Annotated in this window: 27 protein-coding genes; 11 read left to right on the forward strand and 16 right to left on the reverse strand. The window is 40.5% G+C overall.

Annotated features, from left to right (window positions below):
• Window positions 1-398: 398 nt before the first annotated feature.
• The 11 genes from KTO63_RS26490 to KTO63_RS00280 all read right to left on the reverse strand — a co-directional run bounded on the left by KTO63_RS26490 (window position 399) and on the right by KTO63_RS00280 (window position 12,406).
• A complete protein-coding gene (locus tag KTO63_RS26490) occupies window positions 399-512 on the reverse strand; it encodes a transposase (protein WP_394371597.1) in 114 nt (37 codons plus the stop codon).
• Window positions 484-663, reverse strand: a complete 180-nt coding sequence (locus KTO63_RS00235; RefSeq protein WP_217789106.1) for a hypothetical protein — start codon at window positions 661-663, stop codon at window positions 484-486. Before KTO63_RS00235 ends, KTO63_RS26490 begins: the two co-directional genes overlap by 29 nt.
• A gap of 122 nt (window positions 664-785) precedes the next feature.
• Window positions 786-2,420, reverse strand: a complete 1,635-nt coding sequence (locus tag KTO63_RS00240) for an ArnT family glycosyltransferase (RefSeq protein ID WP_217789107.1) — start codon at window positions 2,418-2,420, stop codon at window positions 786-788.
• A 98-nt stretch (window positions 2,421-2,518) separates the two neighbouring features.
• Entirely contained in the window at window positions 2,519-3,358 is an 840-nt protein-coding gene (locus KTO63_RS00245; RefSeq protein WP_217789108.1) for a DUF1835 domain-containing protein, read from the reverse strand.
• Window positions 3,359-3,406: 48 nt separating this feature from the next.
• On the reverse strand, window positions 3,407-3,760 hold the full coding sequence (locus KTO63_RS00250; RefSeq protein ID WP_217789109.1) for a four helix bundle protein: 354 nt from the start codon (window positions 3,758-3,760) through the stop codon (window positions 3,407-3,409).
• 152 nt (window positions 3,761-3,912) lie between these two features.
• Window positions 3,913-5,817, reverse strand: coding sequence for a DNA topoisomerase IV subunit B (locus KTO63_RS00255; protein ID WP_217789110.1), 1,905 nt, complete (start codon window positions 5,815-5,817; stop codon window positions 3,913-3,915).
• A 269-nt stretch (window positions 5,818-6,086) separates the two neighbouring features.
• Complete coding sequence (gene priA, locus KTO63_RS00260; protein ID WP_232372968.1) at window positions 6,087-8,621, reverse strand: replication restart helicase PriA; 2,535 nt, start codon at window positions 8,619-8,621, stop codon at window positions 6,087-6,089.
• A gap of 6 nt (window positions 8,622-8,627) precedes the next feature.
• Entirely contained in the window at window positions 8,628-9,125 is a 498-nt protein-coding gene (locus KTO63_RS00265; RefSeq protein ID WP_217789111.1) for a hypothetical protein, read from the reverse strand.
• A 110-nt stretch (window positions 9,126-9,235) separates the two neighbouring features.
• Complete coding sequence (locus KTO63_RS00270) at window positions 9,236-10,072, reverse strand: hypothetical protein (RefSeq protein WP_217789112.1); 837 nt, start codon at window positions 10,070-10,072, stop codon at window positions 9,236-9,238.
• Between the two features lie 230 nt (window positions 10,073-10,302).
• Complete coding sequence (locus KTO63_RS00275; RefSeq protein ID WP_217789113.1) at window positions 10,303-11,340, reverse strand: agmatine deiminase family protein; 1,038 nt, start codon at window positions 11,338-11,340, stop codon at window positions 10,303-10,305.
• A 190-nt stretch (window positions 11,341-11,530) separates the two neighbouring features.
• Complete coding sequence (locus tag KTO63_RS00280; protein WP_217789114.1) at window positions 11,531-12,406, reverse strand: carbon-nitrogen hydrolase; 876 nt, start codon at window positions 12,404-12,406, stop codon at window positions 11,531-11,533.
• Between the two features lie 133 nt (window positions 12,407-12,539).
• Here KTO63_RS00280 and KTO63_RS00285 point away from each other — a divergent pair, with 133 nt between their 5' ends.
• The 4 genes from KTO63_RS00285 (at window position 12,540) to KTO63_RS00300 (ending at window position 14,021) form a co-directional block, all read left to right on the forward strand.
• Window positions 12,540-12,761, forward strand: coding sequence for a hypothetical protein (locus tag KTO63_RS00285; protein ID WP_217789115.1), 222 nt, complete (start codon window positions 12,540-12,542; stop codon window positions 12,759-12,761).
• Window positions 12,762-12,878: 117 nt separating this feature from the next.
• A complete protein-coding gene (locus KTO63_RS00290) occupies window positions 12,879-13,136 on the forward strand; it encodes a type II toxin-antitoxin system VapC family toxin (RefSeq protein ID WP_217789116.1) in 258 nt (85 codons plus the stop codon).
• A gap of 85 nt (window positions 13,137-13,221) precedes the next feature.
• The gene (locus tag KTO63_RS00295; RefSeq protein WP_217789117.1) at window positions 13,222-13,434 is read left to right on the forward strand and encodes a hypothetical protein; all 213 of its coding nucleotides are present in this window, start codon (window positions 13,222-13,224) and stop codon (window positions 13,432-13,434) included.
• Between the two features lie 89 nt (window positions 13,435-13,523).
• Window positions 13,524-14,021 carry a lipocalin family protein gene (locus tag KTO63_RS00300; RefSeq protein ID WP_217789118.1) on the forward strand — a complete coding sequence of 166 codons (498 nt, stop codon included), beginning with the start codon at window positions 13,524-13,526 and terminating at the stop codon, window positions 14,019-14,021.
• 141 nt (window positions 14,022-14,162) lie between these two features.
• Here KTO63_RS00300 and KTO63_RS00305 read toward each other — a convergent pair whose 3' ends face one another.
• Entirely contained in the window at window positions 14,163-14,987 is an 825-nt protein-coding gene (locus tag KTO63_RS00305; protein ID WP_217789119.1) for an alpha/beta hydrolase, read from the reverse strand.
• A gap of 225 nt (window positions 14,988-15,212) precedes the next feature.
• Here KTO63_RS00305 and KTO63_RS00310 point away from each other — a divergent pair, with 225 nt between their 5' ends.
• Window positions 15,213-15,470: an acyl-CoA-binding protein gene (locus KTO63_RS00310; protein ID WP_217789120.1), complete on the forward strand. Its 258-nt coding sequence runs from the start codon at window positions 15,213-15,215 to the stop codon at window positions 15,468-15,470.
• Here the strand turns inward: KTO63_RS00310 and KTO63_RS00315 are convergent.
• The 3 genes from KTO63_RS00315 to KTO63_RS00325 all read right to left on the reverse strand — a co-directional run bounded on the left by KTO63_RS00315 (window position 15,467) and on the right by KTO63_RS00325 (window position 18,850).
• Window positions 15,467-16,813: a lipopolysaccharide biosynthesis protein gene (locus KTO63_RS00315; RefSeq protein WP_217789121.1), complete on the reverse strand. Its 1,347-nt coding sequence runs from the start codon at window positions 16,811-16,813 to the stop codon at window positions 15,467-15,469. The two genes, KTO63_RS00310 and KTO63_RS00315, sit on opposite strands and share 4 nt — an antisense overlap.
• A gap of 83 nt (window positions 16,814-16,896) precedes the next feature.
• Complete coding sequence (gene tpiA, locus KTO63_RS00320) at window positions 16,897-17,658, reverse strand: triose-phosphate isomerase (protein WP_217789122.1); 762 nt, start codon at window positions 17,656-17,658, stop codon at window positions 16,897-16,899.
• Window positions 17,659-17,668: 10 nt separating this feature from the next.
• Entirely contained in the window at window positions 17,669-18,850 is a 1,182-nt protein-coding gene (locus KTO63_RS00325; protein ID WP_217789123.1) for a putative sugar nucleotidyl transferase, read from the reverse strand.
• Between the two features lie 456 nt (window positions 18,851-19,306).
• Between KTO63_RS00325 and KTO63_RS00330 the strand changes: the two genes are divergently transcribed.
• From KTO63_RS00330 to KTO63_RS00340, 3 genes are all read left to right on the forward strand, one after another.
• Window positions 19,307-19,573 (forward strand): hypothetical protein, encoded by a 267-nt coding sequence (locus KTO63_RS00330; protein WP_217789124.1) that lies wholly within the window; start codon window positions 19,307-19,309, stop codon window positions 19,571-19,573.
• 184 nt (window positions 19,574-19,757) lie between these two features.
• On the forward strand, window positions 19,758-20,033 hold the full coding sequence (locus KTO63_RS00335) for a hypothetical protein (RefSeq protein ID WP_217789125.1): 276 nt from the start codon (window positions 19,758-19,760) through the stop codon (window positions 20,031-20,033).
• A gap of 179 nt (window positions 20,034-20,212) precedes the next feature.
• Window positions 20,213-20,731, forward strand: coding sequence for a YkgJ family cysteine cluster protein (locus KTO63_RS00340; RefSeq protein WP_217789126.1), 519 nt, complete (start codon window positions 20,213-20,215; stop codon window positions 20,729-20,731).
• A gap of 136 nt (window positions 20,732-20,867) precedes the next feature.
• Here the strand turns inward: KTO63_RS00340 and KTO63_RS00345 are convergent, their stop codons facing one another.
• Window positions 20,868-21,587, reverse strand: coding sequence for a hypothetical protein (locus tag KTO63_RS00345; protein WP_217789127.1), 720 nt, complete (start codon window positions 21,585-21,587; stop codon window positions 20,868-20,870).
• Between the two features lie 255 nt (window positions 21,588-21,842).
• Here KTO63_RS00345 and KTO63_RS00350 point away from each other — a divergent pair, with 255 nt between their 5' ends.
• The 3 genes from KTO63_RS00350 to KTO63_RS00360 all read left to right on the forward strand — a co-directional run bounded on the left by KTO63_RS00350 (window position 21,843) and on the right by KTO63_RS00360 (window position 23,889).
• Window positions 21,843-22,499 carry a DUF4136 domain-containing protein gene (locus tag KTO63_RS00350; protein ID WP_217789128.1) on the forward strand — a complete coding sequence of 219 codons (657 nt, stop codon included), beginning with the start codon at window positions 21,843-21,845 and terminating at the stop codon, window positions 22,497-22,499.
• 10 nt (window positions 22,500-22,509) lie between these two features.
• Window positions 22,510-23,103: an acyloxyacyl hydrolase gene (locus KTO63_RS00355; protein ID WP_217789129.1), complete on the forward strand. Its 594-nt coding sequence runs from the start codon at window positions 22,510-22,512 to the stop codon at window positions 23,101-23,103.
• Between the two features lie 240 nt (window positions 23,104-23,343).
• Complete coding sequence (locus tag KTO63_RS00360; RefSeq protein ID WP_217789130.1) at window positions 23,344-23,889, forward strand: hypothetical protein; 546 nt, start codon at window positions 23,344-23,346, stop codon at window positions 23,887-23,889.
• Window positions 23,890-23,922: the final 33 nt, after the last annotated feature.

Here is a 23,922-nt window from a genome sequence, read left to right on the forward strand (position 1 = left end):
GAGGGGCTAAATGTTCGTAGCATCTACGTTGGCGTCTATATCCCTTTGCCAGCCCCGTAGGGGCGATACGTCAAATTAACATGTCGCTCCTACGGAGCTGGTATTTTAGATGCCACATCTTCGTTTTGCTACGAACGTAATGCTCCTAGCGGAGCATCTTTACATGCAAAACTTCTCATTATATAAAGAGCTCTCCTATCTATTTCACTCATAAAATTCAAACAAATATTTCTCGTCATACTCAATTTCAAATTTGTCCAAAAATTCAAAATACTCTTCACGAAATGTTCGCTTTTTATGATGCTCCTTTTGATTCAAAATATAATTAACAACCTGCGACGTTTGTGATTTGGAATACGAAAACGCTCCAAATCCTTCCTGCCAACTAAACCCTCCACTTACAAGCCTTGCTGTTTCAAATATCTTGTTGTATTTACCTTAATATCTCCTACCAAAGTAGATAATGATACGTCTGGTTGGATACTAATCAACATGTGCACATGATCTGGCATACAAAACAGCAAACAATTTCTGTTTCTTGTTTTTAACAATGCCGGTCATATATTTCTGCACCTCTTCTCTAAAATCCTCTTGTATAAAACATTTTCTTCCCCTTACTGCAAATACTATTTGAATATAGATCTGCGTATATGTGTTTGCCATGGATGAACATTTACGCTGCTTTTTTCCTTCCGATCACGCCTAAATGCGTGAACAGAAAGCCGGTAAAGTATTGGGTCCATAGCCAAAGAACTAATTACTGATAAGCCACTTGATAAATCCGGTCATTTTTTTTCTATTCTATACAAAGAAAAATAACCTGATTTAGTAAAAGTAACAGCTTTCAAATCATTTGAATTAATATTTTTTTCGAAATCGCCTGCAGGTATTCTTTTTTCATTTAGCAAAAAATACACTGGACCATCCACATTATATAAAAGTTGTTTGCTCAAAGTTTTTGTATATAAAAACCGCACCTGCAGCGTATCATATTGCATAAAATACTTACTCAAATCCCTGTCTATCTGATCATCGGTATACACGATTGCATTTGTAATCCTTGCAGGAAACGTTTTTTTTATCAACGCTCTGTGATCAAAATACATCACATTATTATGACGATAAATGTCTATCAAAGGCCGGATCGAAAGCAGGCAAAAAAAACAAATGGTAAAAACCAAAAATGCCTTTTTGTCGACAATCATCTTAGCCACAAAACACCAGCCAAGCAAAAACACACCAATCAAGCCATAAAAATATTTCATATCCCCCGCTTTAATTATTACCAGCAACAATGCAGATAAAATAAAAAAGACAGGCAACCCAATAAATTTAAATGGCTGTTGATAAAACTTCTCGAGTAAAAAACTTCCGGCTAATATTGAAAAAGGCAGCAAGAACAAAAAATGCCGTGGGTCATAACATAACGGAACATATCCATTGTATGAAACTGTCATAAAATTTGCACATAGTAGCAACACAAAAAACGTGCTTAGTATGTGCATTTCTCTTTCCTGCAGTTGCAGTTTTTTCCTGTAAACCAACGCCGTTATTCCAAAGATCAGACATATACCATCACCCGATTGCCAGAAAGCATTCCATAATAAATAGGTTACTCGTTTTATCGTTTCTTTTGCGGGCAGTAGATCATACCGGCAAATGTTAACGTAGTTGTTTTGCATTAATACGTCTAAACGATAAAACCAGCTACCCGTGGCAATTTTAAAGTACAGCAGATAACTGAATGCTAATACAAACATCGTAACAATGGCCGTTAACCAAAATCTCCGTTGTCTTACATTTCGCAGATCCTGAACTATCCACCACAAAAAAAGAGGCAATATTAAAACGATGCTTTCTTTCGTGATGACGGCAACAAAATTTATGGCGCCAAATAGCACCGGCAGCCACAGCGAATAATCTTTGTCAAATTTGTAACGATCATAAAAATAATAAGCCGCCATTACACATAAGCATATTCCAGGATCAGGCAGGAGCCTGTAGGAATAAAACAAGAGTGTGTAATTCAAAAAAAACAGCATCAGCGCAAGTATGAAATATTTGAATGATCGTCTTTTTGACAAAAGCACCACTATCCAACCTGTAACCATCAATGATATAAAGCTATATGCCGTAGTTGAAAAGTCATTTATTCCAAAGAACTTGTAGAAAATGCCGGTGATCAAAATACACGCCCATCGCAAGCCATACTGGCTATCGCTGGTAAACGAAAACTTGTTTTGCGACAGTGATGCGGCATATTCTACGTAATTAATATCATCATTGTTATAAAAACCAAGAAACGAAAATTGGTGGTGAATGAACCACAAACAACAGGCTGCTAAAAAAATAATTAATCGCAACCTGCTACTATCGCGTTTCGCAATTTGGTGCACTAAAGTGCTAAATTTTGAAGTCATGTCAAATGATCTTACAAAGCCCATTCTAATTTCATCTTATTGTTTCATTTCCGTTGAACAATCAGCTGAATGATTAATTAAAAATATCCACTCTATTATTATACGCTTTGTTCGTCAGTCATCACCTGCGCCGCTTTCGCCTTCACTTCAAAATCCTTCATGTTTTTTATTTCACCCTGCACATCGTATTCTCCGGCTGCCAGCATTTGTTTCAGGCGCCACAATATGTACGCATCGCCTGTAGTTTGTTTTGCTTTTGCCAAAAATTGGTTGATGATTTTGCTGGCTTTTTGCCAATCACCAGTGATGAATTTTTTCAGCTCTTCATCATAAAAATCATAATCCGCCTGCGACAATTTCTTTCCCCCTTCCAGCAAACGAACCCCTTTATTTTCGCCGCATAGTTTCGCCCACTCATCAGGGTCGACTTCAAATTCACTGAGGGTAATAGGTCTGGCCAACTTTTTCGCCTTCAAAAATTCCTTTGGCGGAATGGTCGAAAGCCACGTTGGATAGAATATTTGTCCCTTCTCATTAATGAAAGGCAAGTTATTCAAATACAGAATGAACACGCGTCCCTGGAACTCCTGCATGTATTTCAACAGCCAGTAATAACCGGATACATCGTGTTTATTTTGCGCTGCCCATATCCAGATAATTTCATTTTCGTTTCTGCGCATCGTACCCACCAATTCCGCGATTGTTTTGTAATCGTCCACTTCATCGGTATCTGCCTTGCCATCATAGTCACCACCTGCCAGCACTTCGCGCCACCAGTTTTTGCGCGCTTCTTTCCCTTCGCCGACATAGATGTTTTCCAGCGGTCCTACCGCGTAATCATCTTTTATCTGTATAACCTCGCCCTGAAGATTTTCGTCAAGCGCGATGGCTTGTTTTAAAACAGCGATGTCTGGTTCGTTAAATACTATGTGAAGCATTGAATTAATAATTAATAATTAATAATTAAAAGCGCAAGATCACCGCTATTAATTAGTATCGTTTTTGTTTATGATTGCCGTTAATATTTTTAATAATTCTTCGCAATCTTTTATTAATGAGTTACCAATTCTTTCCTCTACAATATCTGTTGCCAATAATAGTTTTAACCAATATCGGGTTTCTCTGGCTTCCCTATACGCGATTTTGAGTTTATGAACAAAGTCCTTTCTTGACGATCCGCCAATTGCTTCTTCGGTATTGGCACCTATTGAAGTACCACTTCTTAACAATTGCCCAATTAATTCTTTATCAGTCTTTTTTGTCTTTAAATATTGAAAGAGCTTTATAATTCTTATCGAAAAACTGAATGTTTTATCAAGAATAACATTGTCTTGCTTCATCGTTATGACAGCAAGTATTCTAAGGTCATAGCGAATAATAATTCATGTTTAATAGCTGAACTTCCTTGAATGCTTTAATTCGTTTCAATATCAATCATCTGAGTAATCAAAAATATACAGACTGACGCCTATTAATTTTTAATTATTAATTATTAATTGGCACTAGGTGCTGCCTCCTCTACAAGGTCAAGCTCCACCCTAAGATTATCAATAATGAACTCCTGACGTTCCTGTGTGTTTTTTCCCATGAAATATTCAAGCAATTGCTGAATATGCGTTTCAGGCATGATCATCACCGGTTGTTTGCGCATGTCGTTGCCGATAAAGCGCTTGAACTCGTCAGGGCTGATCTCTCCTAAACCTTTGAATCGCGTTATCTCCGGTTTGCTGCCAAGCTTTTTAACAGCTGCCTGTTTTTCTGTTTCGTCGTAACAGTATATAGTTTCCTGTTTGTTACGAACACGGAACAACGGCGTTTCCAAAATATAAACGTGACCGTTCTTTACAATGTCAGGGAAAAACTGCAGGAAAAATGTCATCAACAGCAAACGGATGTGCATACCATCTACGTCGGCATCGGTTGCTATTACGATATTGTTGTAGCGAAGATCATCGTAGCTCTCTTCAATGTTCAACGCGTGCTGCAGCAGGTTGAACTCCTCGTTTTCGTACACTACTTTTTTAGTAAGACCAAAACTATTCAAAGGTTTACCACGCAAACTAAACACAGCTTGCGTTTCCACGTTACGGGATTTGGTAATGGAACCGCTGGCACTATCACCCTCTGTAATAAAGATGGTGCTTTCTTTCTGCTTCTCTAAAATGGTTTCTTTATCTTTTCCTGTTGCCTCGTCGTTGTAGTGATAACGGCAATCTCTCAGTTTGCGGTTATGCAGATTCGCTTTCTTCGCTCTTTCGTTCGCCAGTTTTTTAATACCTGCCAGCTCCTTTCTCTCGCGCTCACTTTGCTCAATTCTTTTCTTTAAAGCCTCGGCAGTTGTTGGATTGCGGTGAAGGAAGTTGTCCAACTCTTTTGAAAGAAACTCGGTTACGAAGTTCTTCATGGTTGGGCCGTTCTCATAAACGTTTAACGAACCAAGTTTTGTTTTGGTTTGCGATTCGAAAACCGGTTCCTGTACACGTACGGAAACCGCTGCGCAAATGCTGCTTCGGATATCAGCGGCATCGTAATCTTTCTTATAAAAATCGCGGATGGTTTTTACAAACGCCTCTCTGAATGCCGCGAGGTGCGTTCCGCCTTGTGTAGTATACTGACCGTTTACGAAGGAGTAATATTCTTCCCCGTATTGGTTTTCATGGGTAACTGCTACTTCGATGTCTTCGCCTTTCAGGTGAATGATCGGGTAGCGGATTTCGTCTTCATTAGTTTTGCGTTGCAGCAAATCTAGAAGGCCATTTTTAGAAACATATTTCTTGCCGTTGAAGTTGATGATCAATCCGGCATTCAAATAGCAATAGTTCCAAAATTGGTTATCGAGGTATTCGTGTACAAAATGGAAATTCTTGAACACGTTACTATCAGCAATAAACGAAACCAGGGTTCCGTTTGGCTCAGTAGTTTTAGCTTCTTTATGCTCTTTGGTCAAAACACCTTTTTCAAACTCGGCAGTTTTCTCTTTGCCATCGCGGAAAGCAGTTACTTTAAACCAGGTACTCAACGCGTTCACGGCCTTCGTACCCACACCGTTCAAACCCACACTTTTCTGGAAGGCCTTGCTATCGTATTTCGCGCCTGTGTTTATTTTACTTACCACGTCCACCACTTTTCCTAAAGGAATACCGCGACCGTAGTCGCGAATGGTAACAGTTTTATCGTCTATTGAAACCTCCACGTTTTTACCATAGCCCATCGTATGCTCATCGATACAGTTGTCCATCACCTCTTTCAGCAACACATAGATACCATCATCCGGACTGCTTCCATCTCCTAATTTACCAATGTACATCCCCGGACGAAGGCGGATATGTTCACGCCAGTCGAGGCTTCGTATCGAGTCTTCCGTATACTCAAAATTCTCTTTCTTTTCTTCTGCCATAGTTTATGTGTTAAAACGGTACTTTTTCCAAACGGTGCGAATTTAACGGATTGATTATAAAAGCAAAAACCCTTTCCCAAAATTTTTAGTTTTCAGAGAGGATTTTTTATTGTGAAAGTGGGGATATTTATTTTGTAAGATGTTGAAAATCTAGTTGTTAGTTGTTGGTTTTTAGTTGTTAGACGTTGTGTGCAACTTTCTTTTTTCAGAATGTAAAAAACACCCAAGCTTTCACCCTTGTACAGACAAGGCATTGCCTTGTCTGTACCCTAATACGGATCCACATCCGGTGTTATCATCACACTTTTAAACCGACTATCATTATGCAAAATGGCTGTTTGCGCCTGGATCATGTGCTTGCAGGCATTAATCAGCTGCGTGTCTTTTGGCAACTTCAGCATCATTTCCATAAGGTATAAATTCCTGATTTTGTTGATGATAGGTTGTGCCGGACCAATTATATATTGTCCATAAAGCGAATGCATGCCCTGGGCAAACGTGCGTGCCGCGTGCGCCACCACATCCGGGTTTTTATGCTTGAAAGTTACCTGGAGCAAACGAGTAAACGGCGGGTATTGAAATTGCTTGCGGCTGTCAATCTCCGATTTGTAAAAACTCTTGTAGTCGTGTTGCTGCACGAAAAACAGCACCGGTTGGTTGACGTTACGCACCTGGACCAATACTTTTCCCTGTTCACTTTTGCGCCCGGCCCGGCCACTCACCTGCTCCATCAGCTGGAAACCACGCTCGCTCACACGAAAATCGGCGAATCCGAGAATAGCATCACCGTCCAGTATCCCGACAAGCTGCACATGTTCGAAGTCGAGTCCCTTCACAACCATCTGCGTTCCCACGAGAATGTCTATGCGCTGTTGCTCGAAAAGCTGGATCAGCGCATCGTGGCCATGTTTTCCTTTTACCGCGTCCATGTCCATCCGAGAGACCTTAGCATCGGGAAAAAATTCCTGCAGCTCTTCTTCTACCCTTTCCGTTCCAAAATTCTGTTGTGCAAAATGGTGATTTCCACAAGCTTCGCAGGTATGAACGGGAGGATAATTTGTGCCGCAATAATGGCAAACAAGCTTATTGCTTAGCTTGTGAAACGTTAGCGAAACGTCACAATTGTGACAATGCGGTATCCAGCCACAGGTTTGACAAACCTGGTAAGGCGAATAACCGCGGCGGTTCTGGAACAAAATGACTTGCTTCTTCTTTTGAAGGCTTTCGGTAATGGCTTCCTGCAACGGAACAGACAGTATTACTTTTCCCTTTTCTTTTGTAAACAGTTTTTTGGTGTCTACGATTTCTATTTTCGGCATGTCAACATCACCAAAACGAGTCAGTAATTCGACCATCGCATATTTACCGATTGAGGCATTGTAGTAGCTTTCCAGTGATGGCGTGGCACTTCCCAAAACTACATTTGCACCAAACAAGGAAGCGAAATAGATCGCGGCATCGCGTGCGTGGTAGCGTGGGGCGGGATCCTGTTGCTTGTATGACGAATCGTGTTCTTCATCACAAATGACAAGGCCGAGTTCACGGAAAGGCAGGAACAGCGCCGATCTTGCGCCTAATATTATTTTCGCTTCCCCGGTTTTTACCTTGTTCCAAATCTCGATGCGTTCGTTTGAATTGAACTTGGAGTGATAAATAAAAATATGTCCTCCGAAATATTTCTGTAAGCGGCGTATAACCTGGGCAGTGAGGGCTATTTCCGGCAGCATGTACAGCACCTGTTTTCCCTTTGCCAGCAATTCTTCAATCAGCTTCACATAGATCTGCGTTTTGCCACTGGACGTTACACCGTGCAGTAAGGCAACTTGTTTTTGCTGTTGAGATGCTTTCACTTCGTCGAGCGCTTTTTGTTGCGCCTCCGACAATGTAAAATCTATATTGATACTTTTAGGCAGATTTTTTATTCTATCAACTGAACGTTTTTCAATGATCAAAATGCCTTTGTCAGCAAGACCTTTCAACTGCGCTGCAGTGGCATTTGATTTTTTTAAAAGATCCGTCTGTTTTACTTCACCGGTCGTTTTCATGAAATGGAGAAACGCCAGCAACAACTCCATTTGCTTTTCTGCTTTCTGCAGTTTTTTATCGTTGGATAGCAGATTGGACAATGCTTCCTCCGTTGCAAACTCGGGATGAAGTGTAACGAAGTTTTCTTTTTTCTCCGTGTATTTGTTTTTCAAATCTTCCCAAACAAAACAAACGCCTTTCTCGATTAATTTTTTGATAACGGGATAAACATGTGAGACTTCCAATATCTGCTGCACTTCCACCAATCGGAGTTCTTTTTTCAATAACAAAGCCTCCGCTACCAGGAACTCCTCATCGTCCAAATGTGCGAAATCATCTCCAGCTTCATCGTTGTACATCAAAACCGTTTCGCTGCTGAGCTTAAAATGCGTGGGCAATGCAGCCTGCATTACTTCACCTTCGCTGCACATGTAGTAATCAGAGAGCCATTCCCAAAGTTTCAACTGGTTCGCAAAAACAATGGGCTCATCATCCAGTACATTTAAAATAGGTTGTGGGTTGAATGCCTTTGGCTTTTCTGTGTGTACGAGTTTTACAATACCAGCGTATTTCTTATTCTTCAATACCACCTCTACGCGGCAACCGGGCTGCACCTTTTCCAGCAAATTTGCCGGAACGGCCCACGTGTAGTTTTTTGGCAAAGCCAATGGTAACAATACCTCCGCGAAATGGGTGGTAGTTTCTGCAAAAAGATGTTCTGTGTAAGTAGCTCCGCTCAAATTATCTGACTTAGAAGTATAGAAAAAATATTCTTGCAATCTACGTTATTGACTGCTATGACTTTTAAATATTTGCTTTGAAAGTGGAAACAGAAGTAAAACATAAACTAAAAAGGACAAACTCAAAACGACTACAAACTCATCCTTTATATCAATCCATTTAAATAAAATATCGTTTGCATCCTTCCCTATCAGAAAAAGCAATTCTTTGATTAACCACAGTGCAGTTAACAACAGTGAGGAAAAAAAAGCATAGACCAAGACACTTCGCTTTCTGTTTTTCAAAACATCATTATTAAAGAATTGAATGGTGAAAAACACAAAGGGCATTGCGACTATAAGGCCTTCCAAGATGATTCGATTACTTGTAAAACCTACAAAAAGCAAGCTGGAAATCGAAGAAAAAGACCTGTCATACCCGTAAAAAGTAGATTCTGGCCTTGGAAAGAAAAATAACAAACATAGAATGATGCCTTTGGCTATTGTCAGGATTAAAAAAGCAGAAATACATAATGCAAGGATTACTTTTAATTTGTTCGCCATACTTAGGGTTAAATATTCTTGAAAATAATAAAAGTGGACCGAATGATCCACTTTTATCAGTGTTGACAATTATCAGCCACTACTAACAACCATCAACTAACAACTCAATTCTATTTCTTCAACGGCACACTCACGCCAAGATTCACGATCATTTCGTAACAACCGAAAGCTTGTCTGGCAGTACCGTCTTTTATTCTCAGACCCCAGTAATTTGCGTATACGAGTTTGTTGCAATATTCAAGGTAGACATATTTGGCAAAGGTCATTCTCAATGCAGCCTCAACGCCTACGTCCATACCACCTACCTGGAAGTGAGGATCATTTGCCTTACCGAAAATAGTGTTCTCTACGTGAGGAATTACCATGCCCACACCACCTTTTAGCAATAAGGACGCATCGAACCAATCTGTTTTAAAACTTGTCAAATGCTTGCGGTGAACGAGGTTGAACAACAGGAAGTTGGCCCCGTTATTCAGGAAATATGTCAAAGGTTGGTCAGCTGTTCCGTATGGCTTGTTATTGTCGTAGAAAGCATCTACTTGCTTGCCGTCCATAGTACCTCTTACATGCAGCATTTGTTCTGACGCAACAATGTATTTCGTATGATCGAAGTTGATTTCCACACCCCAGTTGTCCTTAAAGAAATACCCGACGCGGTAACTGTATTGAGGAATACTGATGGCTTTGTTTGCAATGCCTTCATCCCAGCCTGGATGGTCAGCGGCATACACGTTTATGAATTTGTAGTCATTTCCCAGAGAAGGCTGGTTAATGTGAATGTTACTCGGAGTGTACCATTCTTTATTGTAACCCCATGAAATGTAAAACTCTCCCTTTTTGCCTACTTGTTCTGCTGTTGTTCTTTTCTTTTTCTGTGCAAAAGCTGAACCTAAAACGAGCGTCAATCCACTCAATAGCATCAAATACTTAAATCCTTTATTTTTCATTTCCGCGATTTTAAAAAACGAGTCCGCAAATATAGAGGGTTGCGGGCTGTTGCATGACTGACATAAATCAGTCGCCTTTACGTCCACATTTTGTAAAGGAGGCCAAAGGTAGGGAAAAACGCGAATGGTCAATCGTGAAACGTGAATGAGTCGTTGAGTACTTGGTATTGCTGAAAAGGCATATTCGTTCAGCGACCTCCCATTCACGATTGACGATTGACCGTTCACGATTACACCAACGGCTCCTGCTGGCTCAGGCAGTGAAAGCTGCCCAATCCCCAAATAATTTCCGTGGAGTCGATGCCCACCACTTTTCTGTCGGAAAAGCAGCTTTGAATGATTTGAAGCGCCTTGTCATCTTTGTCGCAACGGAAAGTTGGAACAATTACGGCATGGTTTGCTATATAAAAATTGGCATAAGAAGCCGGAAGTCGCTGATCTTCATATTCCACCGGATCAGGCATTGGCAGTTCTACAATGTTCAGTTGTTTGCCGTTGAGCAGCCTCATTTGAGACAGCTGCTGCAGATTGTGCTGCAGAATGCCGTAGTTTTCATCATTCTTATTTTCTTCGATAACGGTAAGAACGGTGTCTTCATTTACGAAGCGCACTGTGTCGTCGATGTGACCATCCGTATCATCGCCAATAATTCCTTCTTCTACCCACAATATCTGTTCTACGCCGTAGTAATTGCGCAGATAGGTTTCAATTTCTTCCTGGTTCAGTTGTGGATTTCTGTTAGGGTTCAGCAGGCAGGCCGTTGAAGTCAGCAATGTGCCTTTTCCATTAAACTCTACCGAACCGCCTTCCATGATGATGCCGGGATTGAATACCGGAATGTTGTAATGGTTGCCAACCAGCGTAGGAATTACGTCGTCCAGGTCATAAGGAGGATATTTTCCGCCCCAGGCGTTGTAGTTCCAGTCAACGATTACTTTCTTTTGCTCCGCATTTGGATTGATCAAAAACGCAGGGCCATGATCGCGGCACCATGCATCGTTTGTTGGATGCAAAAAGAATTTCACTTTATTAAGATCAACCCCTGCAACTTGCAAATGCTTTGTGGCAAAGGCTTTCATTGCTTCGTCATTTACATTGATGCAGACTGTTTCGCTAACGGTCAACTCTTTTATAAACTGACAATAATATGGGTAAATAGCATCGATTTTTCCCGGCCAGCTTGCTTCTTTATGCGGCCAACTTAACCAGCAAGCAACATGTGGAGCAAATTCTGCGGGGAAATAGTATCCGAGTTCTTTGGGAGTCATTTGATAATCAGGAATTAGAAATTAGGAATTAGGAACTAGAGCACCTTGAGATTATGAACATACATTTCATTTTTGCACATTACAACTCTCAACGCTCCATTCTCAACTCTCAACTATTTGTTATTGTAAGAAGGGCGAATGCGATTCGCCCCTACAGTATCATTTTCAATTTTCCACTTTCAATTTTCAATTAATCCGCGTCTATATATCGCTTCGTAATTGGCTGGTATGAATCTATTCTTCTGTCTCTCAGGAATGGCCAGTGTGTTCTGTAGCGGTCGCTTAGTTTGGTATCGATCTCTACCACTGTTGTTTCTTCATCATCGTGCGACGCCAGGTACAGAAGGTTTCCAAACGGATTGGAAACAAATGACCCACCCCAGAATTTCATAGCACCGCCTTGTTCAAAACCTACACGGTTCACACTTACAACGTGTACGCCATTGGCAACGGCGTGGCTGCGTTGAATGGTTTGCCATGCGTTGTATTGCTCGCTGTTGGTATGCTGATCCTGGGAAGTCGCCCAGCCGATCGCAGTTGGGTAAAACAGGATCTCCGCTCCCATTAGCGCGGTAATTCTCGCAGCTTCCGGATACCACTGGTCCCAGCAGATGAGTACGCCGATCTTTGCAAATTTTGTCTCAAATATTTTGTATCCAAGATCACCGGGCGTGAAATAGAATTTCTCGTAGTAAGCCGGATCATCCGGAATATGCATTTTGCGGTATTTGCCAAGGTATGAACCGTCAGCATCCAATACCGCTGTTGTGTTGTGATACAAACCTTGCGCTCTTTTTTCAAATAAAGAGGCGATGATCACCACCCCCAGTTCCTTTGCCACAGCAGACAATGCGTCTGTGGATGGACCAGGAATCGGTTCTGCCAACTGGAAGTTGTCATAATCTTCCACATCGCAGAAATATAATGAAGTGAAAAGCTCTTGCAGACAAACGATCTGTGCGCCTTTTGCCGCGGCTTCTTTCACTTTAGAAATCGCTTTATCCAGATTCTCCTGTTTGTTGGCCGTGCAGCTCATCTGCACCAATCCCACTTTTACTTTGCCCATGTCCGGTTGTTGATTTTGAAGCGCAAAAATAACCTATTATCAATTAATAATTAATAAACAAGGATTAATAATTGGTTGGGAAAATGTTATGATTTTGTGTGGCGGATTTTGAAAAAAACTTAAATTTGGCTTTATGCAAGTACAAGTAGACATAGGATTTGACCAATTGGTAAAAATCATTAAAACACTTCCGGCTAATCAACTGAAAAGATTGAAAGCCGAAATTGAAAAAGAAACTACTAACCATACAAGTAACCTTGAATCAATACTTTTAAACGGCCCGGTTGCAACTGAAAAGCAGCTAAAAACTATTGCTGAAAATAGAAAAGCATTTAATCAATGGCGAACAAAATAGTATTGGTTGACACTTCAATTCTCATCGACTTTTACCGCAAAACAGACAAATCAAATTCTCTTTGGTATACCCTTGTAAAACAGGGCTATCGCTTTGCTATTTCAGTAGTCACTAAATATGAGATATACACAGGCGCATCTCAAAAACCAAATAGATTTTTGGAAAAATGTCTTTAAAGAAATAATTATTCTTTCTCTGGATGAAACCTGCGTTGACACCGCAGTTCTGATCAATGCCAATCTGAAAAGAAAGCGTAAACAAATAGATCTGGCAGATTTACTAATAGCATCTACAGCTGTTTCCAACAATCTCCCATTAGTCACCTTGAATAGAAAGCATTTTGACCGTATTGACGAGCTGAGCATTCTTGACTAAATATTCCGCATCTTTGCGGCCGTTTTAAGATTTTCGGGTAGGGAATGAATATTGCTATTTCTATATAAAACCTAAAAAACTTTATATGAAAACAGCAGGAATCATTCTGATAATTATCGGCTTACTCATGGTGGTTATACCCAGCGTAAGCTTTACCAGTGAAAAGAAAGTGCTTAAAGTTGGCGAACTTGAAGTAAATAAAAAGGAAAAGAAAACTTATTCCTGGCCGACTTATGTTGGAGGCATTGCTGCCCTTGCAGGAATAGTGATGGTGGTGGCAGGAAAAAAACAAAGTTGATGTTTTACATTTGCAACCAGGTTTAAATGCGGTGCATCTAAAAAAATCATTTAACCCGATGGATGTTATTTCTCACAAATAGAATAAATATGAAAAAACCAATTGTAGCTTTCGTTTTTTTCGCCTCTATCCTGGCTTTCAGTTGCAAAAGCACGAAAACAAACGGCGTTTCTGAAGGAGCTTCCAAGAAGTCAATTTACGGAACATGGACACTCAACAGCATTACGCTTGATGGCATTCCCAATGACAAGTTTGATGTAAAAGTATTGGGTGGCATTCCACGCCAATGCATGATCGGCAGTACATGGCTATTTCCATCCAATGGATATGGTAACTACACCATCACTCAATCCGGCGGCAACTGCCAGGCCGGTGCGCACAATATTCTCTGGTCCAGACTAACGGAAAACGGCGTTAACTACTTACAGTTTAAAGAACTGGAAGAAGGCGTAAAAGATAAAAATATTACAAGCGGCTACAGATTGGAACAGGTATCACAAGATGCAGCCAGCATGGTATTGCGTTCTCCACTTGATATTGCGGGCAGACACACTTATTTGATGTATTCGTTTACGAAGAACCAGTAAATTAATTGAAAATTGAAAGTTGAAAATTGAAAATTGAAAATTGGTTTTATGCGAAGCTCGACCCTTGTTTCACAAGCAGGCTGCTAATGCGACAAGAACGCTGCAACACAGAAAGCATTTTCAATTTTCAACTTTCAATTTTCAATTACCCAAGATTTCTTTACTCCTTTTACCCACTTCTTTCAGCAACAACGGAAATGCAGGTTCGGCCATGCCACCGTGATCGAAGCCTTGCAATTCATATAAAGTTGTTCTCTTGTGTCCTGCCAGTTTCATCATACGATTCAGGTATGCATTTTCTTCATAACGGCCATAAAGTTCCATTTCCCTGTCGCCCGTAATCAGCAACATTGGCGGCGCGTCGGCACGCACAAAAAACAATGGAGCATACTCATCAATGACAGGCTGCGTTTCTTTAATACCTTTTTCTGCGCGAACAGTAAAGTGGGTAATGGCTTGTCCGCTGAAAGGAACTACTTCTGCTATTTTGTTTGCATCAATATTGTACTTGTCTAAATATTTCTTGTTGAGTGTGATCATTTCCCCAAGATAACCGCCGGCTGAATGTCCTGAAACGAAGATCAGGTCGGTATTCCCGCCATATTCTGCAATGTGCTGAAATGTCCACGCCACAGCAGCAGCCGCATCTTCGATATAAGCAGGCGCTTTTACTTTGGGCGAAAGTCTGTAACCAACGCCAATCACCGCGTAGCCTTTTTGCATCAATGCATGCGGAATTTCTTTTTTACCGCCTGTTATTCCTCCGCCATGGAACCAAACAATGGTCGCAAAGTTTTTTGCACCTTTCGGATAGTAAATATCGATGGTGCATTGGGAGTTGATGTAACTGTCTTTCTTGTTGATGGAATCAGCGTAGTAGCGAACATTTTTAATGGTATCATATTGTTGCTGGGCACTTGCATTAATGGCGCATAAAAACGCAAAGAAGAAAAAGATTTTTTTCATGATGGTGTTGTGGGAAAAATTTGAAAATTTGAAAATGTGCTGATTTGAAAATGCTTAAGGTCAAATATCCGTTATTTAATGCCAGTTCCAAACTCCTAAATCAAATAATTTGAACAGTGAGAAAGACCGCTCTCACAGGAAATGGTCGACTTTCAGAATTTTCAAATTTGCACATTTTCAAATTTTCAAATTTCTAATTGTATACTTTCGTGCAAAATCTTTTTTATGGAACTTAAGGATCTTTTTGAAAAGGCAGTAGCAGATAGCAAAACACTTTCTGAAAAACCAGATAACGAGACGCTGCTTCAATTGTATTCATTATACAAACAAGGCACCGAAGGTGATGTAAATACTGAGCCTCCATCAAACCCCTTTGATTTTGTAAACAAAGCGAAACATGAAGCGTGGAGCAATCTGAAAGGTAAAAGCAGAGAAGCGGCAATGCAGGAATATGTTGATCTGGTGACTAAACTAAAGGGTTAATCGGACAGCTTCTTTTCCGCTGATTTGCTGACAATTGAAGGTGATCTGAATTGATTCCAGAGGATCACCGTTTCTTCTTTCCAGTTAAAGATCAAACTATAGCTGTGATGTAATATTTGTCCAAAGGGCTGTTTTGATTGCCTGTTATAGAAGTAAATGCTGGTAATAAACGCGACCATATATGCCAGCATAGAGGCAAAGGCTGCACCACCTATCCCCTTCGCCGGAATCAGTACCAGATCTGCGATTATCATTGCAATCACGCCTGCGAGTGAGCTATAAAAATTGTACTTCATTTTGTTTTTTCCCGCAAACCAAATGCCCAGCACATTCTGAAGGGACAAGAATAGAATGGCGGGAATTTTTATGAGCGAGGGCCAATACATGCTATTGTAATCATGCCCCATTAATACTTCGAAAACAGAGGAGCCGCAAACCAGCAGCAATAAAAAGCACAAAAGGAAAACAGCAGTTAAAAACACAAAGGGAAAAGACAAAACGCGTCCGTAATTTTTAAAAGTTCCATCTGCAACGCGTGGCAGCAAAACAGATGAAAAAACCGTTGGCGCAATAAGCAGCAACTGCCCGAATTTAGAGGCCTGGATGTAATTGCCCAGTTCTGCCGGCGAACAATAATGTTCCGCAAACCAATAATCAATCCGCAGGAGCAGGAACAACAGCAAACTATTGCCAAATGCTATGAAGGAATAACGGAAAACTCTTTTGACATAGGCCATATTGAATTTGCTATCCTTCAAAATATCCCACTCATAAACAAGAAAGACGATAAATAAAAAAAGCGCCTGGAACAACGGTAGCATGAAGTACAAGGCCATCATGGTGTTCCCTCCAATGAAATGCGTTTTTTCTACCGTAAAAAACAAGGCAGTTAGTAATAGCATGAAAAATGCCATAATACCATTTGGCAGCCCATAGTTTCCCCGGGCATAAAAAAGCGGGCTGATGAAGTTGGACAAACAATTGCCGGCAACAAATATCAACGGGAAGTACCACGGCCATTCCGGGGAAGAAAAATACCGAGAGACCGGCGAAATGTTTTGCAGCAAAATCAACACAAATGCAGAAGCGACGCAGAGGCAGAAGCCCGTAACCAACAATGTAAAAACACTTTTTCTTTTATTGGCTGCATAAAAAGCAATTCCCAGCTCAATATTGACGGTACTTATGAGCAAATAGAAATTAAGTGTGTTGGTAATGAAATATACCTTGCCGCTTTCCGATGCACCAAAATATCGTGAGAAGCCTACATTAAGCAAAAAGAGCGACAGGAAGAACAGCCATCTCCAAATGAAGCCTTGCAATAAACTCTTTTTTATGTTCATATGTGTGCTTAATGCAGAACGCCTAACGCTTAACGCACACGACAGGCGTTAAGCGTTAGACGTCAAGCGTTTTGCGATATAAACTATTTCAGTCCTTCAATAATTTTCACAAACTCATCTGCCTGCAAAGAAGCGCCACCTACAAGACCACCATCAACATCTTCGTTTGAGAAGATTTCTTTTGCATTAGCAGCTTTTACGCTACCGCCGTACAACACAGGAATTTTTGCAGCCACTTCTTTACCGTATTTACCGGCAAGAACTGAACGCAGGTAAGCTTGTATTTCCTGCGCCTGGTCAGCCGTTGCAGTTTTACCTGTACCTATTGCCCAGATTGGCTCGTAAGCAATAACGATACCTGAAATCTGCTCAGGAGTTAAATGAAAAAGAGATTCAACGAGTTGCTGCTCTACGTAGCTGTTTTGCTCGTTTGCTTCACGCACGGCCAAAGGCTCGCCGCAGCAGAAGACAGGAACGATGCCGTTCTCAAGCAATAAATTTAATTTGTCAGCAAGTTGCTGGTTTGTTTCGTTGAAATATTCACGACGCTCACTGTGACCAATGATCACATATTTTACGCCGATAGACTTCAGCATTTCTGCAGAAACTTCGCCAGTAAATGCGCCTGATTTTTTATGATAGCAGTTTTGCGCAGCTACAAAGTAACCGGCTTTCTTTTCTACTATTTCTTTTGCAGCGGTCAGGTAAGGAAATGGAACAGCGATGATAACGGCCTGGTTTTGTTTTGGAGTAACATTGGCATCCAAAATACCTTTGAGTAATTGTTGCCCTTGTTCCCAGGTTAAATTCATTTTCCAGTTAGCTGCTGCAATTTGTTGTCTCATAAAAATGGAATTATTGATTTTCGTATAAATATTTCAAAATGCTTTTTTCCTCCGCCGTCATTGTCTGATGTTTCAGTTGCTTCCAGTTTTCTATATGCTGCAAAGCGGCGTCAAAGTTATAGGTTTTTATGCCTTCCGATCCCCAGGAAAAAGAGGGAACATATTTGGGCGTCAATCCACTGCCAAAAATATTCACGGACACTCCCACGACAGTGCCGGTATTGAATGAAGTATTGATGGCGCAACGGGAATAATCACCCATTAACACGCCGCATTTTATGCCCGCAGTTTCGTATGTATTTTTTTCGAGATCGCTGTAGACCTTTACGGCACCGGCATTGTTTTTAACATTGGAATTAGAAGTTCCCGCTCCCATGTTGCACCACTCACCTATCACCGAATCACCGAGATAACCATCATGACCTTTGTTGGAATAGCCAAAGAAAACGCTGTTCTTGATCTCGCCACCACCAACACTGTATGGGCCAAGCGTTGTGGCGCCATATGCTTTTGTCCCCAGTTTCAAAACAGCTCCTTCGCACATAGCCAGTGGCCCGCGAATGATTGAGCCTTCCATTATCTCGGCATTCCTGCCAATATAGATCGGCCCGGTGGATGCATTAAGAATGCAGTGCTCTACTTTTGCTCCCTGTTCAATGAATATATTTTCCGGGGCAATGGTTTTATTGGTAGAGCAAATCGGTTGGGAAGTTCTGCCATTGGTCAGCAAATGAAAATCCTCGCGAATGGCAGCGTCGTTCAACTGGAAAATATGCCAGGGTTGTGAAATGGTTTTCGCTTCTTCTTCGAGCAAAATGGTTTTGCTTACTTTAATGTCATTAGCGCTGGCGTCCCTGTTGGAGAATTTTAGTGCTACCGGCCCGTTTACCGCGCACAGCAATAGTTCACCCGGATTGAGTTTTCTTATCTGCGAAATTATTTTAGCTGAAGGCAACACATTGCTGTGGATCAATAGATAATCGCCGGGAGATAATTCGTTTGTTTTAATGGAGAGGCTGTTGTCCTTATAATTATCCAGCCATTTGTTGAAGGATGGCAGCCCCAGATAAGCCTCCCATTTCTCACGAATGGTGAGAATACCCACCCGAATGTCCTGTACATGCCGGGTTAGCGTAAATGGAAACAGTTTTTGCGGTTGGCAAAATTCTTCTGTGAAAATTATCTTCTCCATTGGGTTGCTTAAGGTTCAAAAATAGGCGAAAATGGTTAAAGCTTAATGCTAAACGCTTTACGCCTAACGCACAAAGCGGAGACCTTGCGTTAAGCATTTGGCGTTAGGCTTTAAGCTTGATACGGGTTTTTCCGCTAACAACGGGCCCTTTGCGTCATTATTTTTGATTCAAAGAATGAGCCGTTTTGTTAGATAATAACACTATTTGCAAATACGTAAAACATTGATTATTAATAATAAATTTTGTTTATGTAAAAATAATGAGCAAAATCATCTGCTTGATTTTTTGAAAAGACCAATAGTTGTATATTTGATTTTCAACCACAGTTTATAGGTTTTCCTTTTGTTTGTGGTTTTACTACTAACTATCCATCAATTCTCCCATTTAAATTCGGCATTTTTTAAAGCTTGCTTGTATTTTTTTAACTATTATAAAACGTTGAAAAACTAGTGCGTATGTATTCGTATTCGTTATTAGAACCGGGGTGTTATTACATTATTCAGGAGAAAGAACTGGAGCCGTTAAAACTCATCAAAATAAATCTTGAGTCTGACCATTGCCATTTCATTTCACGTTACGATGAAACGGAAGTGATGGAGTGGAAGAAAAAAGATGCACCTATTTTTGACATTATCGAGTTGTTGAGTGATGATAAAGTGAAAGCCTGGGAGAAGACTTATTTTAACCAGGATGCTTTTAACTATGAGGAAGATGAGGATTAGGAAATTAATAATTAATAATTAAGAATTAATAGGTGTAACATACTTTTCGAGGTCGAGGCTTCTTGGGCGTTTGAATAATGAGTAGTTACATTTTTTAAGGCTGACTCCGTTGTTAATTATTAATTATTAATTGTTAATTAGATCCGTGTATAAAAATTGATCATAACTTTAGTAAAATATTTTTATGGCAACATACGCTGATCTTACGCTTGATACCTATTATCTTATCAAGGATTCACAGGAAGATGAAATAGAGCTGGTATGCGCTATTTTTGAAACAGAAAAATGTGTGCTTCTAAGAAGCTTTACGCCTGAACCAGAAGATTTCTGGAAAAAGAAATCAGATGTAATTGCTGAAGTCATAGAAGAGGTGGATGATGAAAAAATTAGTGAGTTTGAAAATATTTATGATGATGATCTGGAAGCAGAATTTGACGACGACATTTACTCCGAAGAATAAGTAATAACGACATTTTGAAAGTCCCGCTAAGTAATTGGCGGGATTTTTTTTAAAAGTCAAGTTGTTAGTTATTGGTTGTTAGTTGTTAGACATCAATGACAACTATTCAAAATTAAAGGCTAATAACTAACAACCAACAACTAACAACTTGCGCTACCTTTGCCGCTTAATACCAACGTTTGGCAAACTACACAATTCATACTTCCCTATCTTTTATTGCAGCAGAAGCGGTCGCGAAAGAAACTGAAAATGATGCTTTCACTTCCTTTCTTAAAAATGCAGAGGACAGCAAACAGATCGACACGATTGTTCATGAATTGAATGACGAGATCAGTCCGGCGATAGATTGCACAACTTGCGGCAATTGCTGTAAGTCTTTGATGATAAATGTAACCGAGACTGAATTACAAAATCTTTCTGCAGCATTGCAGCAACCTGCAGATTCCACTAAAGAGAAATATCTTGAGCAGGGACTAGGCAACGAATATGTGATCAATACAATTCCTTGTCATTTTCTGAGCAACAACAAATGCACTATCTACGAACATCGTTTCCAGGGATGCAGGGACTTCCCTCACCTTCACCAGGATAATTTTACAAGACGATTATTTTCAATGTTCATGCACTATGGCACTTGTCCGATCATTTACAATGTAATGGAGCAGTTGAAGAAGAGAACTGGATTTAGGAATGACTGAATAACTGATTAACTGAATAACTGAACTTGAAAATTAACCTTTCTTCAATTATTCGAAGATTCAATCATTCAGTTACTCAATTATTCAATGACTCAGTTATTCAGTTAATCAGTTATTCAGTTATTCAGTTATTCAATTATTTCAACGCGATCGATATGCCACCGCTCAAACCAAACTGATAGATGGTTGAATATGTTGATACGCCGGTTCCTACGCCGCCGGTTCCAAAGTAGATGCCTCCACCTGCGGCTTGCACAGCAGAAAGCAATTGCGCCTGGAAGAGAAATCCTATTTTAGATTCTTTGTTTGGCTTTGCTTTCAGACCAAGCCGTAGTCCCCAGGCAAATTTTGAATAAGAACCGTCACCATCTTCATTATTTCCAAAAGCTGCACCAAGGCTTACGCCGTACCAGGCCATCAGCGTCTCACTTTTAATATAAGAATATCTTTTACCACCAAGCAGTATATAGTTAATGCCTGCACTGAATGTTTGTTTTGGTGTTACACCATAATTCTCAACATCTATGTGAGTGTCTTGTCTTACATAATATAACTCAAGACCGTACATTTTCTTTAAACCAAATTCAAGCCCTGCCTGCCATTGAAAGCCTCCGTTTACGTTTCCGTAAAATTTATCGGTAGAAACATTATCGCCAAACACATAACCACCAAGCACATTCAAGGATATTTTAGGTACTGCTGCCGGAGGCGTTTGACGCGGCTGCACAGGTGCCGGATTAACATATTGTACAGTCGCTGGTGGCGGTTGCGTTGGAGGCGGTTGTGTAGGCGGGGGTGTCTGCGCATGAGCAAAGCTTAATGAGCAAGCGAGGAGTAAGGTTGCTATCTGTTTCATAAAGATGATTTTGATAATAAATGCTGATTTGCATTCCTTAACAGCCAAGAGTTTAAAATGTTGAAAATGATTCAACTTTCTTATCCGCATTTTACTGTTAAATCCCCCTCCATAAGCGAACAATTGTATGAGTAAGTGGTTATAAAGTAAATACCAGCAATGGTGTTGAAACTATGTTTACTTAATCAAATACCTATCGAGTTCCTTCATACCCGTCTGCTACCCTCATTTTTGACATTAAAACACTAATTAAGTATGCGAATCAAAAAAGCTTATCCGAAGGCTATTGCAGCCGTACTAATTCTCTCATCGACCTTTATGTTATCGGGTTGTTATCCTTCTGCACCTGATTACATTTCGGACTATGATCTGGTCTACACACAACAAGACAAAACCTACGATTTTTCAAAAGTAACAACCTATATGCTGCCTGATTCAGTAGAGCATATTGTCAACCCCGGAGATAAACCAGACCACACTTATGATCCCGTTATTCTTTCAGAATTAGAGAAACAACTTGATGCGTTGGGCTGGGAACGATTGGATGAAAGTGGCGGTGAACCATCTGACGTAGTGGTGCTTCCTTCAGTAACTCATCAAAAACAAGGCGTGTGCCAGGCTTATTGCTGGTGGTGCTATTGGGGCTGGTGGCCAGGATGGGGATATTATCCTCCTGCATGGGATCCAAGCTGGGGCTGGTGGTATCCTTCAGATGTTGTATGCGCAACCTACAATACAGGAACACTGATGGTAAATATGACAAATCCCAAAGCGCCGAAGGACAAACAGCTTCCTGTTGTTTGGATAGGCGTTCTCAATGGATTGCTTGAAGGCGGCACTGCCAATATCTCTTCAAGAATTCAAACAAACATTGATCAAATGTTTAAACAGTCACCTTATTTAAAACAATAAACAAGACACCATGAAATACCTTTTAACCATAATAGCGGCATTAACTTTTTACACGGCATTACAAGCACAGCAAACGGCAGAGTTCAGCTACCAGGTATCATTTCCTACCGGCGACTTTAAGGATTTTGTAAGCAAAACAAGTTGGGTAGGATTTTCCGGTGCATATCGCCACAGACTTAAAAACCCGCAACTGTCTCTTGGCGGAGCATTCACATGGTTCTACTTCCAGGATAAAAAAGGCGTAGGAACATTTCCTACAGCGGAAGGAACTGTGCACGGCAATCGCAGCAACTATACTAATATTTATCAACTGGTGGCTTTGGTGCAGTACGACTTTAAAAATCCAAAAGAAAGAGTGGTGCCTTATGTGAGAGTTGGTGTCGGTGGTGCTTACCAGGACCAACGTACTGATATTGGCTTATACATCGTTCAGTCTGATGGAGTGCAGTTTGCAGCCAATGCCGATTTAGGTGTGCGATTTAACAAAGACGAAAATCACGGCATTTTTATCGCAGCAACTTATAACACTTTGCCTGCGGCAAATGGCATGATCGCGACATCCTTTTTTGGAGTAAAACTTGGCATCAGCGGATGGGGACACTAGATGATTTGAAAATTTGAGAATATGCTAATTTGAAAATGCATTATGTTCATCTCTCGAATTAATTTCATTCTTTCTTGAGGAGCAGACTGCTTTAAAACTACCAGTAAGCCGCACCTAAAGCATTTTCAAATTAGCATATTCTCAAATTTTCAAATTCCAAGACTTGCATGTAGATGTACCGGTGTAAACCATCGGTACATTTTTCTCTATAACCATACTTTAAATCTTAATTATTGTTTTATGAAAAAGTCTCTATTGATTCTAATTGCCTCAGTTTCTTCACTCGGCATCTTTGCGCAGGATGATGTAGTGATCAAAGGGTCTGGTGCTACGCCTGTCACGGAGCAAATGGCTCCTAAAAAAGTTGTTGACAGTCTTCACCAAAGATTTCCTGATGCGAAGTCTGTTCAGTATTTCAAGGCCAATCCTGCGAATGTGAAGAAATGGAACATTACGCATGACGACAATTTGCAAGCTGGTGAAAATATCGACCACTACACCATCAGTTTCAAACGCGACGACATGCAGTACTATGGCTTGTATGACGCAAATGGAAAACTGCTGGTATCCAGACTTGAGCAAAAAGATGCCGAACTTCCTGAAGCTGTAAAAGCATCCCTCAAAAAAGCAGGTGAAGGAAAAGGATACACTTTAGTAGACAAAACTTATTATAAAACCAGCAACTACGGCAATAACAAAGAATACTACGAAGTAACCGCCACCAACGGCACGAAGAAGAAGAAAGTAATTGTTGCACCGGACGGCACGATTGTGAAAGTGAAATAGGAATTAAGAATTAATAATTAGTAATTAATATGG

Source organism: Pinibacter aurantiacus (assembly GCF_019130065.1).
GTDB classification, from domain to species: Bacteria; Bacteroidota; Bacteroidia; order Chitinophagales; family Chitinophagaceae; genus Pinibacter; species Pinibacter aurantiacus.

Excerpts from the sequence above, each read along its gene's own strand:
- KTO63_RS00250 (WP_217789109.1), bottom strand. The coding sequence starts at position 3,760 with ATGAAGCAAGACAATGTTATTCTTGATAAAACATTCAGTTTTTCGATA.
- KTO63_RS00265 (WP_217789111.1), bottom strand. The coding sequence starts at position 9,125 with ATGGCGAACAAATTAAAAGTAATCCTTGCATTATGTATTTCTGCTTTT.
- KTO63_RS00305 (WP_217789119.1), bottom strand. The coding sequence starts at position 14,987 with ATGAAAAAAATCTTTTTCTTCTTTGCGTTTTTATGCGCCATTAATGCA.
- KTO63_RS00290 (WP_217789116.1), top strand. The coding sequence starts at position 12,879 with ATGAGATATACACAGGCGCATCTCAAAAACCAAATAGATTTTTGGAAA.
- KTO63_RS00315 (WP_217789121.1), bottom strand. The coding sequence starts at position 16,813 with ATGAACATAAAAAAGAGTTTATTGCAAGGCTTCATTTGGAGATGGCTG.
- KTO63_RS00270 (WP_217789112.1), bottom strand. The coding sequence starts at position 10,072 with ATGAAAAATAAAGGATTTAAGTATTTGATGCTATTGAGTGGATTGACG.
- KTO63_RS00360 (WP_217789130.1), top strand. The coding sequence starts at position 23,344 with ATGAAAAAGTCTCTATTGATTCTAATTGCCTCAGTTTCTTCACTCGGC.
- KTO63_RS00350 (WP_217789128.1), top strand. The coding sequence starts at position 21,843 with ATGCGAATCAAAAAAGCTTATCCGAAGGCTATTGCAGCCGTACTAATT.
- KTO63_RS00310 (WP_217789120.1), top strand. The coding sequence starts at position 15,213 with ATGGAACTTAAGGATCTTTTTGAAAAGGCAGTAGCAGATAGCAAAACA.
- KTO63_RS26490 (WP_394371597.1), bottom strand. The coding sequence starts at position 512 with ATGCCAGATCATGTGCACATGTTGATTAGTATCCAACCAGACGTATCA.
- KTO63_RS00330 (WP_217789124.1), top strand. The coding sequence starts at position 19,307 with ATGTATTCGTATTCGTTATTAGAACCGGGGTGTTATTACATTATTCAG.
- KTO63_RS00245 (WP_217789108.1), bottom strand. The coding sequence starts at position 3,358 with ATGCTTCACATAGTATTTAACGAACCAGACATCGCTGTTTTAAAACAA.
- KTO63_RS00355 (WP_217789129.1), top strand. The coding sequence starts at position 22,510 with ATGAAATACCTTTTAACCATAATAGCGGCATTAACTTTTTACACGGCA.
- KTO63_RS00345 (WP_217789127.1), bottom strand. The coding sequence starts at position 21,587 with ATGAAACAGATAGCAACCTTACTCCTCGCTTGCTCATTAAGCTTTGCT.
- KTO63_RS00255 (WP_217789110.1), bottom strand. The coding sequence starts at position 5,817 with ATGGCAGAAGAAAAGAAAGAGAATTTTGAGTATACGGAAGACTCGATA.
- KTO63_RS00280 (WP_217789114.1), bottom strand. The coding sequence starts at position 12,406 with ATGGGCAAAGTAAAAGTGGGATTGGTGCAGATGAGCTGCACGGCCAAC.
- KTO63_RS00240 (WP_217789107.1), bottom strand. The coding sequence starts at position 2,420 with ATGACTTCAAAATTTAGCACTTTAGTGCACCAAATTGCGAAACGCGAT.
- KTO63_RS00285 (WP_217789115.1), top strand. The coding sequence starts at position 12,540 with ATGCAAGTACAAGTAGACATAGGATTTGACCAATTGGTAAAAATCATT.
- KTO63_RS00300 (WP_217789118.1), top strand. The coding sequence starts at position 13,524 with ATGAAAAAACCAATTGTAGCTTTCGTTTTTTTCGCCTCTATCCTGGCT.
- KTO63_RS00325 (WP_217789123.1), bottom strand. The coding sequence starts at position 18,850 with ATGGAGAAGATAATTTTCACAGAAGAATTTTGCCAACCGCAAAAACTG.
- KTO63_RS00235 (WP_217789106.1), bottom strand. The coding sequence starts at position 663 with ATGGCAAACACATATACGCAGATCTATATTCAAATAGTATTTGCAGTA.
- KTO63_RS00275 (WP_217789113.1), bottom strand. The coding sequence starts at position 11,340 with ATGACTCCCAAAGAACTCGGATACTATTTCCCCGCAGAATTTGCTCCA.
- KTO63_RS00335 (WP_217789125.1), top strand. The coding sequence starts at position 19,758 with ATGGCAACATACGCTGATCTTACGCTTGATACCTATTATCTTATCAAG.
- KTO63_RS00295 (WP_217789117.1), top strand. The coding sequence starts at position 13,222 with ATGAAAACAGCAGGAATCATTCTGATAATTATCGGCTTACTCATGGTG.
- tpiA (WP_217789122.1), bottom strand. The coding sequence starts at position 17,658 with ATGAGACAACAAATTGCAGCAGCTAACTGGAAAATGAATTTAACCTGG.